Source organism: Flavobacterium tegetincola DSM 22377 (assembly GCF_000425485.1).
GTDB lineage: Bacteria > Bacteroidota > Bacteroidia > Flavobacteriales > Flavobacteriaceae > Flavobacterium > Flavobacterium tegetincola.
Genome location: NZ_KE384385.1, coordinates 97595 through 113693 on the forward strand (window position 1 = coordinate 97595; position 16099 = coordinate 113693).

A 16099-nucleotide genomic window follows, 5' to 3' on the forward strand; every position below is an offset into this window, starting at 1 on the left:
CTAATTAAACTTTTAAGGATTCACCGTTAATGAAACAAAATACTGCTGTCCAATTAATCCAGGTCCCACAACTTGTCTGTATTCTTTTCCGCCGATGTTTGTTGCACCTACTTTTAAAATTGATTTAATAGCTTTAATACCGTAACTGATTTGAGCATCAACAACAGTTGCCGCTGCAATCATACCGTTTGCGAATGTAGATTCCCATAAATACTCATCACTCCATCTTGCGCTTACATTGACTCCAAAATTCTTAAACAAGTTATCGTTTCCAATAGAACCTTTCACTCTATGTTTTGGTGTATTGAAACCTGCTTCAAAATTAGGGTCTTCGGCTTGATCAAAATTAAATTGAGCATAATTGTAACTCGCAGTTACTTCATAATTCTTGAAAACTTTTCTAGTCACACCAACTCCAACTCCAAAAGAGCTAATTTCTAGATCTGTATTCGTGTAAAGTTGATATTCTCTGTAATCTCTATTTGCCAAAGCGTTTGCAGACGTATTTATATTAATATCTGGACTCGTTGTTGCTGTTCCGTAGTAAGGTGTAATTACATTTACGTTACCAATAAAGTCATTGTAAAGATTGTAATATCCATTGATATCTACTAAAAACCCTTCAACATTACCTCTATATCCCAAATCAAAAGACTTAACTGTTTCTGATTTCACTAAACGTGTATTTGCTCTTTCAAGTAAAAGTGCTGCATCTGCAAGTCCACTTGGCGGTCCTGATCTGTAGGCACTATCAAATTCCAAGAAAGAGTCTTTTGTGAAAGAATTATAGTAAGCACTTTCTCCGTTTAAAGTAACCGATCCATTTCCACCTGCACTTGAAATTGGCAAAGTTTCAGAAAATCGCGTTAAGTTGTCTGGTGCAGAACCTATAAGCACTCTGTTTCCTATATTAAAACCAATATACTGATCTTGTGTTGTTGGATTACGAAATCCTGTTTGAAATGAACCTCTAAAAGTGTGGTTTTTATACTCGCCTGCAGAATACACAGCTGAAATTCTAGGTGATACGTTACCATCAAAATTATCTGCTTTGTCATAACGAACGGATGCAGCTAACTTTAATTTATCTTCCATTAATTTCTTCTGCACTTGAGTGTAAACGCCATATTCGTCGTACTTAATACCTCCTAAATCTGGTGTATCGGTATAAATTCTTCCGAAAGAATTTAAATCGTATCTTCTGTATGAACCTCCTGCTTGAATTTCGGCAAAATCAATTAAATCTTTGAAGTTATAATTTACATCTGAATGGTAAATTTTAGAATTATCTACTAATCGAGAACCCGTTAAAATATCTGGATCAGCAATTACTTCATTAAATGCTTTAATAAATTCTGGCGAACCTGGTAAAAATCTTCCTGTATCAGCCACCGATCTTGCGTAAGCATGTGCTTCTTTTGGTGTAGAACCTACGTTAGGCACTAATCCTAGAGTTGCAACACTATAAGCGCCTCCATATTGAGTAAACCAATCTGTATCCGACTTCCATTTTCTGTTTATATTTAATGCAGTAAATGTCATATCATATGATTCGCCTCCTTCTTCACTGGTCATGTAGGCACGAACAAAGAAATTCTTACCAACCAATTCCACTTTATGCTGTTGCATTTTAAATCCATTCAAATTATAGCGACTTGCACCTTGATAAATTGAATTTCCAAATCCATACTTACTTTGTAGAATAACTTCAAAGTCACTCTTAAATGGCTTGAAGTGAAGAGAAATGTCTGCCTTTGCATTTTGAACTTTACTCTCAGTCAAATCAGTTTCATTGTAACCTGTTCTAGTAATATCAATATTTGGCAATAAATTGTATCCCGTGCTTCCAAAAGGTTGACGTGACTTTAAATTTGCCACAGCTTCATCACCATATACATTTATTCCATTATAACTTGGATCCGTGCGATCTCTACCAGCTACTTCTAAATCACTGTAGTCAGTTGCATACCAATCCGTACCATTCATGAAAGTGAAATTTGCCTTTGCAGCAAAGCTTTCGCTAAATTTTTTCGCTACTCGCACTCCATAGTCATAGAACTCATTTGAACCCGCCGCTTCTTGATTGGTTACACCATATTTTGCGTAAGCTGAAATTCCCTCATCCGTAAAAGGACTTTTACTTTTCATAAACAGAATTCCATTAAATGCGTTTGCACCATACAAAGCGGAAGAAGCTCCTGGAAGCAACTCTACACTAGCTACATCAATATCAGAAATTCCAATTAGATTTCCCAAGACAAAATTCAATAAAGGAGAGGAATTATCCATTCCGTCCACTAATTGCATAAATCGAGTATTTGCAACCGTAGCAAAACCACGCGTATTAATGGACTTGAAGGACAAACTACTGGTATTCATTTGCACTTCCTTCATGTTTTCTAATCCGTCATAAAATGTTGGAGAAGCAGTTCTTTTAACATCGGCAGCGGTAAAACGTTCAATCGTAACTGCAGACTCTCGTAAACGCTCAGGCGTTCTTGAAGCAGATACTACAATTTCATCCAATAGGTTCTCTTCCTCTATTAATGTGATGTTTACTACTTGATTGTTTTTTGTGATTTTAACTTTCTGCGCAAGAAAACCTATGCTCGAAATTTCGATATCAAATGGCAACTGCTTATTGGCAATCAACGTAAATTTACCACTTGCATCTGAAACAGCACCAATATTCTCGCCTACTACTGTAATGCTCGTTGCAGGTAATGACATTCCGTCTTTATCTTTAATAGTTCCGGTGGTGGTTATCTGGGCAAATGAAATTCCGCAGAAAAATAGGGACAAAATAAAAAGATACACCTTCATTTGTTTTAAATTTTGTTGGTTAGTTATAGCCAAAGTACAATTAATTTTGACATTATTAAAAAAGCCCCACTTTTTTTCAATAAAACGCAACTAAAACAAGAATTAATTAAGATATGATAATGAAATATTATTGTGATTTAATTAACAATTTTGCTTAAAAGCCAAAAAATATACTATGCATACATACAAAATTGACGATTTATTAAAGATTACATAAAAATGAAAATAAATAATAAATTGCATAAAAAAAGCGGGAATGAATCCCGCTTTTCTAAAAAATTTGTATTTATTGTCAATTATTCCACCGTCACCGATTTTGCTAAGTTTCGTGGCTGATCTACATTACAACCTCTAAATACCGCAATGTGGTATGAAAGTAATTGCAAAGGTATGGTTGTAATTAACGGAGAAAGTGCATCTGAAGTTTCAGGAATTTCAATCACGTAATCTGCCAGATCACGCACTTGCGTATCCCCTTTAGTAACCACTGCGATGATCTTACCACTTCGAGATTTTATCTCTTGAATATTACTTACCACCTTATCATAATGTCCTTGTTTTGGGGCAATTACTACAACAGGCATCATTTCGTCAATTAATGCTATTGGACCGTGCTTCATTTCTGCTGCAGGATATCCTTCAGCGTGGATGTATGAAATTTCCTTTAATTTCAATGCACCTTCTAATGCTACCGGAAAGTTGTATCCTCTACCTAAGTAAAGGCAATTTGGAGCATCTTTAAAAACCGCTGCAATTTCTTTTGCAACATCATTGCTTTCTAATGCTTCCTTTACTTGCTCTGGAATTCGCTCCAGCTCTTGCAAATAGCGACGGTAATCAGTATGATTCAACGTTCCTTTAGCTTGAGCAATTCGAAGTGCAATCATCGTCAACACAGTTATTTGCGTAGTAAATGCTTTGGTTGATGCTACTCCAATTTCAGGGCCTGCATGAGTGTAAGCTCCTGCATGCGTTTCTCTAGATATTGACGAACCTACTACATTACAAACACCAAATACAAATGCACCGTTTTCTTTAGCCAACTTAATTGCCGCTAAAGTATCCGCTGTTTCACCCGATTGAGAGATAGCAATAACTACATCTCCTTTGTTGATAATTGGATTTCTGTATCTAAATTCTGAAGCATACTCTACTTCAACCGGTATTCTTGTAAACTCTTCAATAACATATTCGGCAACTAAACCGGCATGCCAAGAAGTCCCACAAGCCACAATTAAAATTCGTTCTGCATTTACAAAACGCTCTAAATTGTCTTCAATCCCGGCCATTCTTATAATACCTTGATCTGCAAGTAGACGACCTCTATAAGTATCTTTAATAACGCTTGGTTGCTCGTAAATTTCTTTCAACATGAAGTGATCGTAACCACCTTTTTCAATTTGCTCCAAATTCATTTGAAGTTTTTGAACGTAAGGATCTACTAACGAATCATCTTTAATTTTGCGCACTTTTAATTTTTTACCCAAACGAATCACCGCAATTTCTTCGTCCTCCAAATAAATTGCATTTGTAGTGTACTCAATAAAAGGTGATGCATCTGAAGCAATGAAGTATTCATTTTCGCCTACTCCAATTGCTAATGGACTTCCCAAACGTGCAACAATTATTTCATTGGGTTTCTTGATGTCAAAAACACAAATTGCATAAGCACCAATCACTTGCCTTAACGCAACTTGAACCGCTTTTCCTAACTTTAAATTTTGCGTTTTTTGAACATCTTCAATCAGATTTACTAAAACTTCCGTGTCAGTGTCGGATTTAAAAGTATAACCTCTGTTGATTAATTCTTTTTTTAAAGGCTCGTAATTTTCAATAATTCCATTGTGAATAATTGCTAATTCGCCTGAATTTGATAAGTGAGGGTGTGAATTTACATCATTTGGCACACCATGCGTAGCCCATCTTGTATGACCCATTCCAATAGTAGCACCAGCTGTAGTTGTGTCTTTACAACGTTCTTCTAAATCAGCAACTTTTCCTTTGGTTTTACAAACCACCAATTCATTACCGTCGTAAAGCATTACTCCAGCACTATCGTAACCACGATATTCCAATCTTCTTAAACCTTTTATTACAATAGGAAAGGCTTCTCTATAACCGATGTATCCAACTATTCCACACATACTCTCTTAATTTGCTTTAGTATAATAAATCTCTAATTTTAATCGCTTCGCGTAATTTGCATTATCGGGTGCAATATTACTTCCATACAAAATAGTTCCTAACGGATTAAAAAGTGATGTTGCAGGAATTCGATCAATCTTAAATTCAGGAGAAGTCTCAACCACTGGCGTTTTCAACCTTACGTTTGCCGTAATTGAAATTGCTTCTGTAATACTTAATCCCAATCGAACATTGGTAGAATCTTTTCGAATTAAATTCCGAACGTGATTCGTTATCCTAATTCTGTATTTCACACCTAATCCTCCTTCTTCCTGAAGAATCCCATCGTGAATGGATTTTGCTTCCTTAGGATTTGCGGAAGACCCTGATCCATCTAGACTATAATCTACCAAAGCTCTTTTATTATTTAAGTCAAATAAATAAAGACGCTTTGGCTCAGGAACATCATCACCCATTTTATTGCGATCAACGTAGAAAGTCAAATTGGCTTCATTGATTAACCAACCTTTATTTCTAATAATATTAAGTTCATCAGCAACGCCGTCTGGCTCGCCGGTCAATCCATCATCGCCAAAATTATCAGGGCCAAATAAATCAATTACAGCTATAGAACCTTCTCCACCTTTTAAGTACAAATTAGTATCACCTTCTGCCTTATTAGGATTTAAAATTCCTGCACCATATAATGTAGAATTCTCAGTTTTTAATAAACTAACCGAATTTCCTGTAAAATTTAATACCAATTTTTTAGCTGTCAATTTAGGTTGACCTCCATAAGTATCATTTTCCGACGCATCATACTTTTCTGGAACTCCGTCCACCAAAGTTGCATATTCGTGGTAGTGTAATGTAATATCTCCTTTCGAAAAATCCAACTGCATTAGAGTACCTTGCGTAATCTTGTCTGCCTGAAAGAAGATACCTCTAAAGTACTCTTTAAAAACGCTATTATTAAGCAATTTACCAGATGGCGCATTCATGATTTTATCTTGAAAGAAAGCCTTGTCTAATGTTAAACGAATTCTTGGCGCCACTCGCGACTCTACCTCTTTGGGAACAATCGTTTTAAGGCCTCTATCCACTTTAAATGTTATGAACTCTTTTGCGCTTTCGGCTGAACTAGGATCAAATGCTGTATTTTGTTTTGGATCTAACGCATTGTTTAACGGCGTACCTTTCTTACTCAGCTCTATACTAGTATTATCTGTAAAATAACGTTGCTGTGAAGAAAAATTTGAATCAGGATCTAAGCTATTCAACACATATCCAGACTCATAAACTTTTAAATTAATAGCGCCAGCACCCTTTAAGGAATCAATTCTATACACCACATCAGTTGAAGTTCCCGATGTTTTAGTACTAAAATAAGGAATTGTAAGTACTACGCTATCAAGCACAGGATTACGTTCTGCTTCTATAGTAGGATTTACACTTGCCAATTCAACTTGTGTAACAAAATTAGCTGTTACTTTGCCAAAAATAGCATTCTCATAATACCCAAGTGAATTTATAGGTAAGTTGTTGGATTGAACTACTCCTGCACCAAGCGTATATGCTTTAACAGTTGAAGAATAATCAGGTAGAAACGCAAAATGGTCGTCATCTACAATTCCAGAGCCAATCTCATCAAAATCTTGGTCACAAGATGTTAGAACAAGTGCCGACAACACTAATGTGGTAACAATCCCGTAGAACGATAATTTATTCATATAAAAATTTAATTATTAACTTAAAGTACCTTTGTTTTGTAAAAGTCTGTATACACTTCTGCAAACTTATCTTTTTGGACGAAAGGTAAAAAAGGTTTACCTGACGATTCAATAAATTTTGTTAAACTTGGCGAAATACTTTCTGAACCCACTATTATTGCATCCGAGTGTAAGATACTCGCTTTCAATAGATTTTCATAAGTAGGACTTTCCAGATCAGCAATCGCATCATGCGGAATTCCGTCAAATTTCACCTTATTAATCATTTCTGGATTTAGTTCTCCTTCAAAGGAAGTTCCATATACTGAGGTTACAATTTTGGTGTTTTCAAATAAAGCTTCATCCTTATAGTAATGCTTCATATATATCGGTAGCATTCCTGCCATCCATCCATGAACGTGAATAATATCTGGAACCCAGTTCAATTTCTTTACTGTTTCTACAACACCTTTCGCAAAGAAAATAGCCCGCTCATCATTGTCTGCATACATGACACCTTCCTCATCAGTAAAGGTTGCTTTACGTTTAAAGTATTCATCATTATCAATAAAATAAACTTGAATGCGCTCTTTTGGAATTGATGCTACTTTGATAATCAGCGGCATATCCAAATCATTTACAACCAAATTCATTCCCGATAATCGAATAACCTCATGAAGTTGATGTCTTCTTTCATTGATATTACCATAACGTGGCATAAATATTCTGATCTGTCCTCCTTGATCGTTAATCATTTTTGGTACATCATACGACATTGACGAAACTTCGTTTTCTGCTAAATAAGGCACCACTTCAGATGACACATATAAGATCCTCTTATCCTCCATATTAATCTTTTAATTTTTTTATTGGCAATAAATAACACGCAAAATTACAAAAAATAACGGAGTTATTAACTATTATATTAATTTTGCACCTCTCTAACAAAATAACCATGCTCATTTTCAAAACACAAGAGGATTTAAAATCACATTTACAAACTCTAATTTCAAATCATAAAACGATCGGCTTTGTGCCTACAATGGGCGCTTTACATGATGGTCATCTCTCATTAATTCAGAAATCAATGAGTGAAAACGATGCTACAGTGATGAGTATTTTTATCAATCCAACACAATTCAATAACAGTGCCGATTTAAATAACTATCCCCGAACACTTGAATCTGATGTGGATAAAATGAAACGAATTAGCGAGGACATTATTGTATTTGCTCCTTCCGTTGAAAACATTTATCAAGGAAATACCATTTCACAATCCTTTGATTATGATGGTTTGGAATTTGAAATGGAAGGCAAACACCGTCCGGGTCATTTTAACGGCGTAGGTACAATTGTAAAAAGATTGTTTGAAATTGTCCAACCTAATAACGCTTATTTTGGTGAAAAAGATTTTCAGCAATTACAGATCGTTAAAAAAATGGTCGAAAAAAGTCAAATGAATGTTACCGTTATTGGCCAACCCATTTTCAGAGAACCAAGCGGCTTAGCAATGAGCTCGCGCAATGAACGACTTTCTGCCGAAGATAGAGTTATAGCTGCTTTTATATATCAAACTTTGCAAGAAGCAAGAATACAATTTGGCACAAAAAATGCTACAGAAGTAACAAAATGGGTGGAAAATGAATTTCATAACAATGTCCATTTTAAGCTTGAATATTTTGAAATAGCAGATGAAAGCACATTAAAATCAATTACAGAGAAAGAGCCTAACAAAAAATACCGGGCATTTATTGCCGTATTTATGAACGAAATACGATTGATAGATACCATTTCATTAAATTAATTATCTTTGCCGCATGCAAATTGAAGTAGTAAAATCCAAGATTCACCGCGTGACGGTTACTGGAGCAGATTTAAATTATATTGGAAGCATCACAATTGACGAAGCTTTAATGGAAGCGTCTAATATTATTGAAGGTGAAAAAGTAGCCATAGTTAACATCAACAATGGCGAACGTTTGGAAACGTATGCGATTAAAGGAAACCGAAATAGCGGTGAAATTACGCTCAACGGACCTGCCGCCCGAAAAGTTCAAAAAGGTGATATTGTTATCATCATTTCTTACGGAATTTTAGATTTTGAAGAAGCAAAATCATTTAAACCTTGTTTGGTTTTCCCCAATGAGAAGGACAATTCTTTGACGTAATTTGTGAAAAAGAAAATCAGCAAATGGCTTTCCATTCTACTTCCGCTTATTTTGGGCGCCTTCTTGATTGTATACCAATACAATCAATTTACTCCTGAACAACTGTTGGAAATGAAGGGCTATTTCAAGAATGCCAATTATTTTTACATTTTCCTTTCACTAATTATCGCTTGTTTTGGTTTTGCCTCGCGTGCCTATCGTTGGAAATTTTCTATCGAACACATGGGGTATACTTCTAGATTTAGAAATAATTTCATGGCAGTTTGTATTGGTTATTTTATGAACTTGACCATTCCAAGATCTGGAGAAATTACCCGTGCCGTTATTGTAAAAAAGTACGAAGACATTCCTTTTGATAAAGCATTCGGTACCATTGTTGCAGAACGAATTGTGGACTTATTACTATTTTTCCTATTTGTTCTCACCGCCTTTATTCTGCAATTCAAAATCTTGAAAAACTTTATTCTTGATACAATTCCACTTGAAAAGCTAGTGATGTTAATGCTTATTGGACTAGTAGGATTTATTGTATTTGTACTACTTTGGCTTTATTCTAAGTGGAAATTTATCTTATTTTTCAAAGAAAAATTAGCCGGATTGATGGAGGGTATTTTGAGTATTGTAAAGATGAAAAACAAGTGGCCGTTTTTATTCCATTCGTTATTTATTTGGTTTACTTACATTTTAATGTTTTACGTTGCCATATTTGCTTTAGAAGAAACCAGTACCATCAGTTTAGGTGCCGTAATTACCGCATTTGTCATCGGAAGTCTTGCTATTGGATTCACCAACAGTGGTTTTGGTGCTTTTCCGTTAATGATTGCTCAAATTTTTCTACTTTATGCAATTCCTGAAACTGTCGGAACCGCTTTTGGTTGGTTGGTTTGGACCTCGCAGACCTTTCTAACCGTAGTTTTAGGAGGGCTTTCTTTTTTACTTCTTCCCATTTTAAATAAAAACAAATAATTTAGTACCTTGCTTGCGTTTTGTGAAAACAAGGCGTCCAACCAAACCACTATTTTCGATGAAAAATTATTTTTGCATTATTGCGTTAAGCTTGCTGACCATTCCATTATTTGCTCAGAAATCAACAGATACCATTCACTCCGAGAAATTAAAGCAAGACCGCGTCATCTCTATATCACTCCCCGCGTCTTATGGAAAGGAAAAAAATAAAACGTATCCCCTACTTTTAGTACTTGATGGCGATTACTTATTTGAACCCTTTACGGGTGCACTTCAGTACGGCAACTATTGGGACGATCTGCCTGAACTGATTGTAGTAGGAATCAACCAAAGCGCTCCTTTTGACCGAAATGCAGAAACCGACGTGGATGCTGATAATGGACTTCCTTTTGAAAAAGGCGCTCAATTTTTTGACTTCCTTTCAATGGAATTACTTCCAGCATTACAAAAAAAATACGCAATAGCTCCTTTTAAAATTATTGCAGGTCATGATGTAACTGCTGGGTTTTTAAATTTATTTCTTTACAAGGAAAATCCGCTTTTTGACGCTTACATATCAATGAGCCCAGAACTTCCCATGAATATGGAGACGAGACTACCTTCTCGCTTGGGTTTGACCAAAAAGCCTTTGTTTTACTACCAATCTACAGCCGATGGTGATGTAAAAAAAATGCAAGAATTGATTAAAAAATTAGATGGAAATATTAAAACCATTCAAAATCCAAACTTGTATTATCAATTTGACGATTTTAAAAATGCCTCTCATTATTCGTTGGTTTTGCATTCCATTCCAAGCGCATTGTATCATTTGTTTGGTGCGTATCAACCCATATCAAGTACCGAATTTCAAGAAAAAATAGTGAAACTTCCTAGCGACTACGTGGGCTACCTTACCAAAAAGTATGATCTTATCCAAACTTCCTTTGGCATCAAAATCCCCATTAGAATTAATGATTTTAGGGCCATCGAAGCAGCAATCTTAAAAAACAATGCGTTTTCTGAATTTGAACAATTAGCGGCACTTTCTAAAAAAAGCTATCCCAAAAGTATGTTGAGTCAATACCACATGGGCATGTTTTATGAAAAGACAGGTGAAACTAAAAAAGCCTTGAAAGCATATTTAAATGCATATAACATGGAAGAAATTGGAAGTTTAACCAGAGATTTTATGCTTGAAAAAGCAGAACAAATGAAGTAGAAAAATACATATGTCAAAAATAAAAACCTCTTTTTTCTGTCAGAATTGTGGCACGTCTTATGCCAAATGGCAAGGGCAATGCAATGCTTGTAAAGAATGGAACACCATTGCCGAAGAAATCATTCAGAAAGAAGAGAAAAAGAGTTGGAATCCCACACAAACAGAATCAAAACGGACTGTAAAACCACTGAAAATTCACGAAATTGACAGCACTGAGGAAGTTCGGATGGATACTCGTGATGGCGAACTAAATCGTGTTTTGGGTGGCGGAATTGTTCCCGGTTCCTTAATTCTTCTTGGTGGCGAACCCGGTATTGGAAAAAGTACGTTGCTGTTGCAAATTTCCCTCAAATTACCGTACCGAACTTTATATGTTTCCGGCGAAGAAAGTCAGAAACAAATAAAAATGCGTGCCGACAGAATCAATCCGTTGAGCGATAATTGTTACATTTTGACGGAAACAAAAACGCAAAATATCTTCAAACAAATTGAAGCAATTGAACCGGAAATTGTCATTATTGACTCCATTCAAACTTTACATACAGACTATATAGAATCTTCTCCGGGAAGTATTTCTCAAATTCGAGAAACGACTGCTGAACTGATAAAATTTGCCAAAGAAACTAATATTCCTGTAATATTAATTGGTCATATTACAAAAGACGGAACAATTGCTGGACCAAAAATTCTTGAACACATGGTCGATACCGTTTTGCAATTTGAAGGCGATAGAAATCACATTTACAGAATTTTACGTTCCCTTAAAAATCGCTTCGGTTCAACTGCTGAATTGGGAATTTATGAAATGTTAGGTTCCGGATTAAGAGAAGTTTCTAATCCATCAGAGATATTAATTTCACATAAAGAAGAACAACTTTCAGGTACGGCAATTGCGTCAACACTCGAAGGAATGCGACCGCTGATGATTGAAATTCAAGCACTAGTGAGTACAGCGGTTTATGGAACGCCTCAACGAAGTACGACTGGTTACAACGCCAAAAGACTCAACATGATTCTTGCCGTTTTAGAAAAAAGAGCAGGTTTCAGACTTGGTGCCAAAGATGTTTTCCTAAACGTAACCGGCGGAATATCCGTAGATGATCCGGCAATTGATTTAGCCGTTGTTGCTGCAATTCTTTCTTCTAATGAAGATATTCCTGTTGATAAAGATTTTTGTTTTGCTGGAGAAGTCGGGCTTTCTGGCGAAATTCGTCCTGTAAATCGTGTCGACCAACGGATTCAAGAAGCTGAAAAGTTAGGTTTTTCAGCTATATTTGTATCAAAGTACAATAAAGTCTCACTTAAAAAAACAGTGATTAAAGTGCGTTTGGTTTCAAAAATTGAAGATATTGTAGAAGAACTTTTTGGTTAGAATACATCTTTATGAGTAAAAGAAAAAAAATCATAGTTCGCATCTTTTTAGGTTTTCTAATTTTATTAGGACTTGGAATGATTTTGTTTTTTAGTTTTCGAGAATCGTTATTGCAAGAAGCTATTGCAAAGGTGACGTCAAAATTAGAACGGGAATACGATGCGAAACTCACCATTAAAACGGCCGAATTTGATGGATTAACTGGAGTGCTACTTACCGAAATAGCTTTGGTTCCAAAAAACGCAGATACCCTTTTTTCGATTCAAAAATTAAGTGCTTCGGTTCGGTTTCTACCCTTATTTACGGGAGAAATGCAATTGGGAACATTATTTGTGGAAAATGGTTTAGTCCAATTGATTAAAAGAGGGGAACAGAAGAACTTTGGTGCATTTCTTAAGAAAGACACGATTTCGGCTGGAACATCTGAAGAAAAGTCAAAACGGAATTATGCTGATTTAGCTTATAAAATCATTTCAACAGCGCTAAATTTGGTTCCAACCGACATGGATATTAAAAATTTGGTTTTCAAATTGGACGATAACGGCAAAAAAGCTAGTATAAATTTACAACAACTTCGTTTGGCAGATAAACAACTTGCAACTTCCATTACTGTACAAACCAATACCTTTTCACAACGCTGGAAAATTGCTGGTTTTGCAGACCCAAGAAATCAAAAAGCGGATATTGCCTTTACAAATCGGGATACTGGAGCCATAAAAGTGCCATATTTTGATGAACGTTTTAACTTAAAATCAAGTTTCGATTCTATTAGAGTTAAAATTGACAATATTTCAAAAAGTGGAGGAACCTTGAATATTGACGGGACTTCTTCTATTGCAAATTTAATTGTCAACCATCCAAAAATTGCCTCAAAAGATGTACTTTTCAAAAAAGCAGGTTTTGATTTTCATTTCGTAATTGATGAAAATAATATTGGAATTGACAGTAGTTCGACGGCAGAATTAAATAAAATTAAATTTCATCCTTATGTTAATTTGGATACTGAAACAGATACAATTTATTCGCTAAAAGTGGCAATTCCAAAAATGAAAACGCAAGATTTCATTGAATCTTTACCAACGGGTTTGTTTACACATTTTGAAGGAATGCAAACAGAAGGTGAATTTGATTATCATCTGGATTTTGAATTCAATAAAAACAACCCAAATGCTTTAGTTTTTGAAAGTAAAATAAACAAAAAAGATTTCAAAATAACGACATATGGTGATGCCGATTTGAACAAAATAAATGGACCTTTTACCTATCGTGCTATTGAAAACGATACACCCCAACGCGCTGTTTTTGTAGGCGAAAGCAACCCAAATTACACACCATTAAGTGAGATTTCACCTTATTTAAGAAAATCTGTTTTAACTACCGAAGACCCGTCGTTCTTTTCCCACAGAGGTTTTATAAATGAAGCATTCAAGCAATCGATTATAAAAAATATTAAAACCAAGCAATTCAGTCGTGGCGGAAGTACGATTAGTATGCAATTGGTAAAAAACGTTTTTCTAACTCGTGAAAAAACACTTTCTAGAAAATTAGAAGAAATTTTATTGGTTTATATTCTCGAAAATAATAGAATCGTAAGCAAAGAACGAATGCTTGAAGTCTATTTTAATGTCATCGAATGGGGACCAAATATTTACGGAATTGGTGAAGCTTCGCAATTTTATTTCCAGAAACATCCATCACAATTGAGTTTGAATGAATGTTTGTTTTTAGCTAGTATTGTTCCTAGTCCAAAAAGATTTATGTGGAAATTTGACAACACAGGAAATTTACGAAACCAAGGCGTTGTTCAACAAAAGTACTTGACTAATTTAATGTTACGTCGCGGTGTTTTAACATCCGTTGATACCATTTTTAAATCATTTCCCGTTCATGTTTCAGGAAGAGCACGTTCATTTTTGAGAATTACAGAAATTGATTCCACGGCTGTAGATTCACTGGATTTAGAAGAATTTACTTTTTAAGAGAAGAAATTTCTAAAATAAATAACTTCCTTCCCAACCTTATTGCCTTTTTTATACTCTATATAATAAAAGGCAATTTGCATTAAACAAAACACTATGAAAAATTTCATTCTTTTCTTATTATTTCCAGCAATTATTTTTGCACAGAAACCAGTTTTCACAACTGCAAAAGTAAAAAACGTAACGGTTTATTTTAATTCAGCTGAAATTTCGCAAATCACTTCGGCTACTTTGCCAAAAGGAACTAGCGAAATTGTGATTAAAAACGTCGCCGATTATTTGAACGAAAACACGGTTCAAATTGGAGCACCTTCAAATGTGACGGTACTTTCGGTTCAGTTTACAAACAATTATATTTCTGAATATGAAATTGATGAAAATTCTCCTGCAATTAAAAAAGTGCGAGACAGTATTAATTTGATAGAAAAAGAAATTAAGAAAATCAATAATGCAAAATTAGCAGAGACAAAAACCATTGAATTGTTAGATAAAAACCAGCAAGTTTCAGGTTTAAATTCGGGTTTAAGCGTTGCTGAATTAGCTAAAATGGTTGATTATTATAAATCCAAAAGAAACGAAATTAGCAACAATGTAGATACTTTGGAAGAAAAATCTAAAAAATTTAGAGACCTATTATCTGATTTGAATAACAAACTTGTAATTAACACACAAAAAGAAGAAAAGACTTCTAAAGGAAAATTAGTGATTCAGGTAATGAATGAAAAAGCTGGAAACGTAGACATTGAAATCAATTATTTGACCAACAACGCCAACTGGAAGCCTTTTTACGATTTACGAGCTCATAACGTGTCAGAACCAATTGAAATGATGTATAAAGCACAAGTCGTTCAAAACACAGGAATTGATTGGAAACAAGTAAAATTGACTCTTTCAAGTGGAAATCCAAATCAGAATAATCAGGCTCCACTTTTGAATGCTTGGTTTTTAAGATATGGATATCAACAAAATTATATGTACAGGGATGGTGATGCTAGAAGCAATGTACTGCAAGGTAGAGTTGCAGGAATTCAGGTAGAAGAATCAGAAATGGTGAAGAAAGATAAATCCATATCAAAAAACACAACAATTCAGGAAAACCAACTCAATATTTCCTTTGACATTGACATTCCTTATGATATTTTATCGAATGGAAAAGCACATTCTGTAGCATTGAAAGAAATCAATCTACCTGCAACATACAAATATTATGCAGCTCCACGAGTGGAAAAAGAAGCGTTTTTGCTGGCTGAAATCAGCGATTATTCGAAGTACAATTTATTACCAGGAGAAGCAAATATTATTTTTGAAGGAATGTATGTTGGTAAAACGTTTATCAATCCAAATCAAACTTCAGATACGTTGAATTTAAGTATGGGAAGAGATAAAAAAATCTCCATCAAACGGGAAAAAGTAGTAGATAAATCAGGAACAAAGTTTTTGTCTTCCAAAAAAGAACAGACGTTTACTTTTGATATTACCATTCGAAATAATAAAAAAGAAGCCGTTACTTTAATGCTGAAAGACCAATATCCATTGAGCACTGACAAAGAAGTTGAAATCGAATTGAAAGAAAATGATGGAGCAAAAATCAATACTGAAATAGGAATTCTAACTTGGGATTTGAATTTGAAACCCAACGAAACCAAGAAAATCAGAATCAGTTATAAAGTGAGATATCCGAAAGATAAAATCATCGATAATTTATAGAAAAATTCAAAACCCCATTTTCAACGATGGGGTTTTTCTTTGAAAAAAATTTA

General features: G+C 34.8%; 11 protein-coding genes. 7 read left to right on the forward strand and 4 right to left on the reverse strand.

From position 1 onward, the window contains the following. Positions 1-12: 12 nt before the first annotated feature. The 4 genes from H602_RS0113685 to H602_RS0113700 form a co-directional block, all read right to left on the reverse strand. Positions 13-2823, reverse strand: a complete 2811-nt coding sequence (locus H602_RS0113685; RefSeq protein ID WP_026978509.1) for a TonB-dependent receptor — start codon at positions 2821-2823, stop codon at positions 13-15. A gap of 296 nt (positions 2824-3119) precedes the next feature. After that, the gene (glmS, locus tag H602_RS0113690) at positions 3120-4967 is read right to left on the reverse strand and encodes a glutamine--fructose-6-phosphate transaminase (isomerizing) (RefSeq protein ID WP_026978510.1); all 1848 of its coding nucleotides are present in this window, start codon (positions 4965-4967) and stop codon (positions 3120-3122) included. Between the two features lie 6 nt (positions 4968-4973). Further along, a complete protein-coding gene (gene bamH, locus H602_RS0113695; protein ID WP_026978511.1) occupies positions 4974-6677 on the reverse strand; it encodes a BamH family beta-barrel-assembly machinery protein in 1704 nt (567 codons plus the stop codon). Positions 6678-6697: 20 nt separating this feature from the next. After that, on the reverse strand, positions 6698-7504 hold the full coding sequence (locus H602_RS0113700; RefSeq protein ID WP_026978512.1) for a glycogen/starch synthase: 807 nt from the start codon (positions 7502-7504) through the stop codon (positions 6698-6700). Positions 7505-7611: 107 nt separating this feature from the next. Here H602_RS0113700 and panC point away from each other — a divergent pair, with 107 nt between their 5' ends. The 7 genes from panC (at position 7612) to H602_RS0113740 (ending at position 16046) form a co-directional block, all read left to right on the forward strand. Beyond that, positions 7612-8460: a pantoate--beta-alanine ligase gene (gene panC, locus H602_RS0113705; RefSeq protein ID WP_026978513.1), complete on the forward strand. Its 849-nt coding sequence runs from the start codon at positions 7612-7614 to the stop codon at positions 8458-8460. A gap of 13 nt (positions 8461-8473) precedes the next feature. Continuing rightward, the gene (panD, locus tag H602_RS0113710; RefSeq protein WP_026978514.1) at positions 8474-8824 is read left to right on the forward strand and encodes an aspartate 1-decarboxylase; all 351 of its coding nucleotides are present in this window, start codon (positions 8474-8476) and stop codon (positions 8822-8824) included. Between the two features lie 3 nt (positions 8825-8827). Beyond that, positions 8828-9790: a lysylphosphatidylglycerol synthase transmembrane domain-containing protein gene (locus H602_RS0113715; protein WP_026978515.1), complete on the forward strand. Its 963-nt coding sequence runs from the start codon at positions 8828-8830 to the stop codon at positions 9788-9790. A gap of 58 nt (positions 9791-9848) precedes the next feature. Further along, positions 9849-10988 carry an alpha/beta hydrolase gene (locus tag H602_RS0113720; RefSeq protein ID WP_026978516.1) on the forward strand — a complete coding sequence of 380 codons (1140 nt, stop codon included), beginning with the start codon at positions 9849-9851 and terminating at the stop codon, positions 10986-10988. A 10-nt stretch (positions 10989-10998) separates the two neighbouring features. Continuing rightward, entirely contained in the window at positions 10999-12360 is a 1362-nt protein-coding gene (gene radA, locus H602_RS0113725) for a DNA repair protein RadA (RefSeq protein ID WP_026978517.1), read from the forward strand. 11 nt (positions 12361-12371) lie between these two features. Further along, entirely contained in the window at positions 12372-14339 is a 1968-nt protein-coding gene (locus H602_RS0113730) for a transglycosylase domain-containing protein (protein ID WP_026978518.1), read from the forward strand. 96 nt (positions 14340-14435) lie between these two features. Next, positions 14436-16046 carry a DUF4139 domain-containing protein gene (locus H602_RS0113740; protein WP_026978519.1) on the forward strand — a complete coding sequence of 537 codons (1611 nt, stop codon included), beginning with the start codon at positions 14436-14438 and terminating at the stop codon, positions 16044-16046. Positions 16047-16099: the final 53 nt, after the last annotated feature.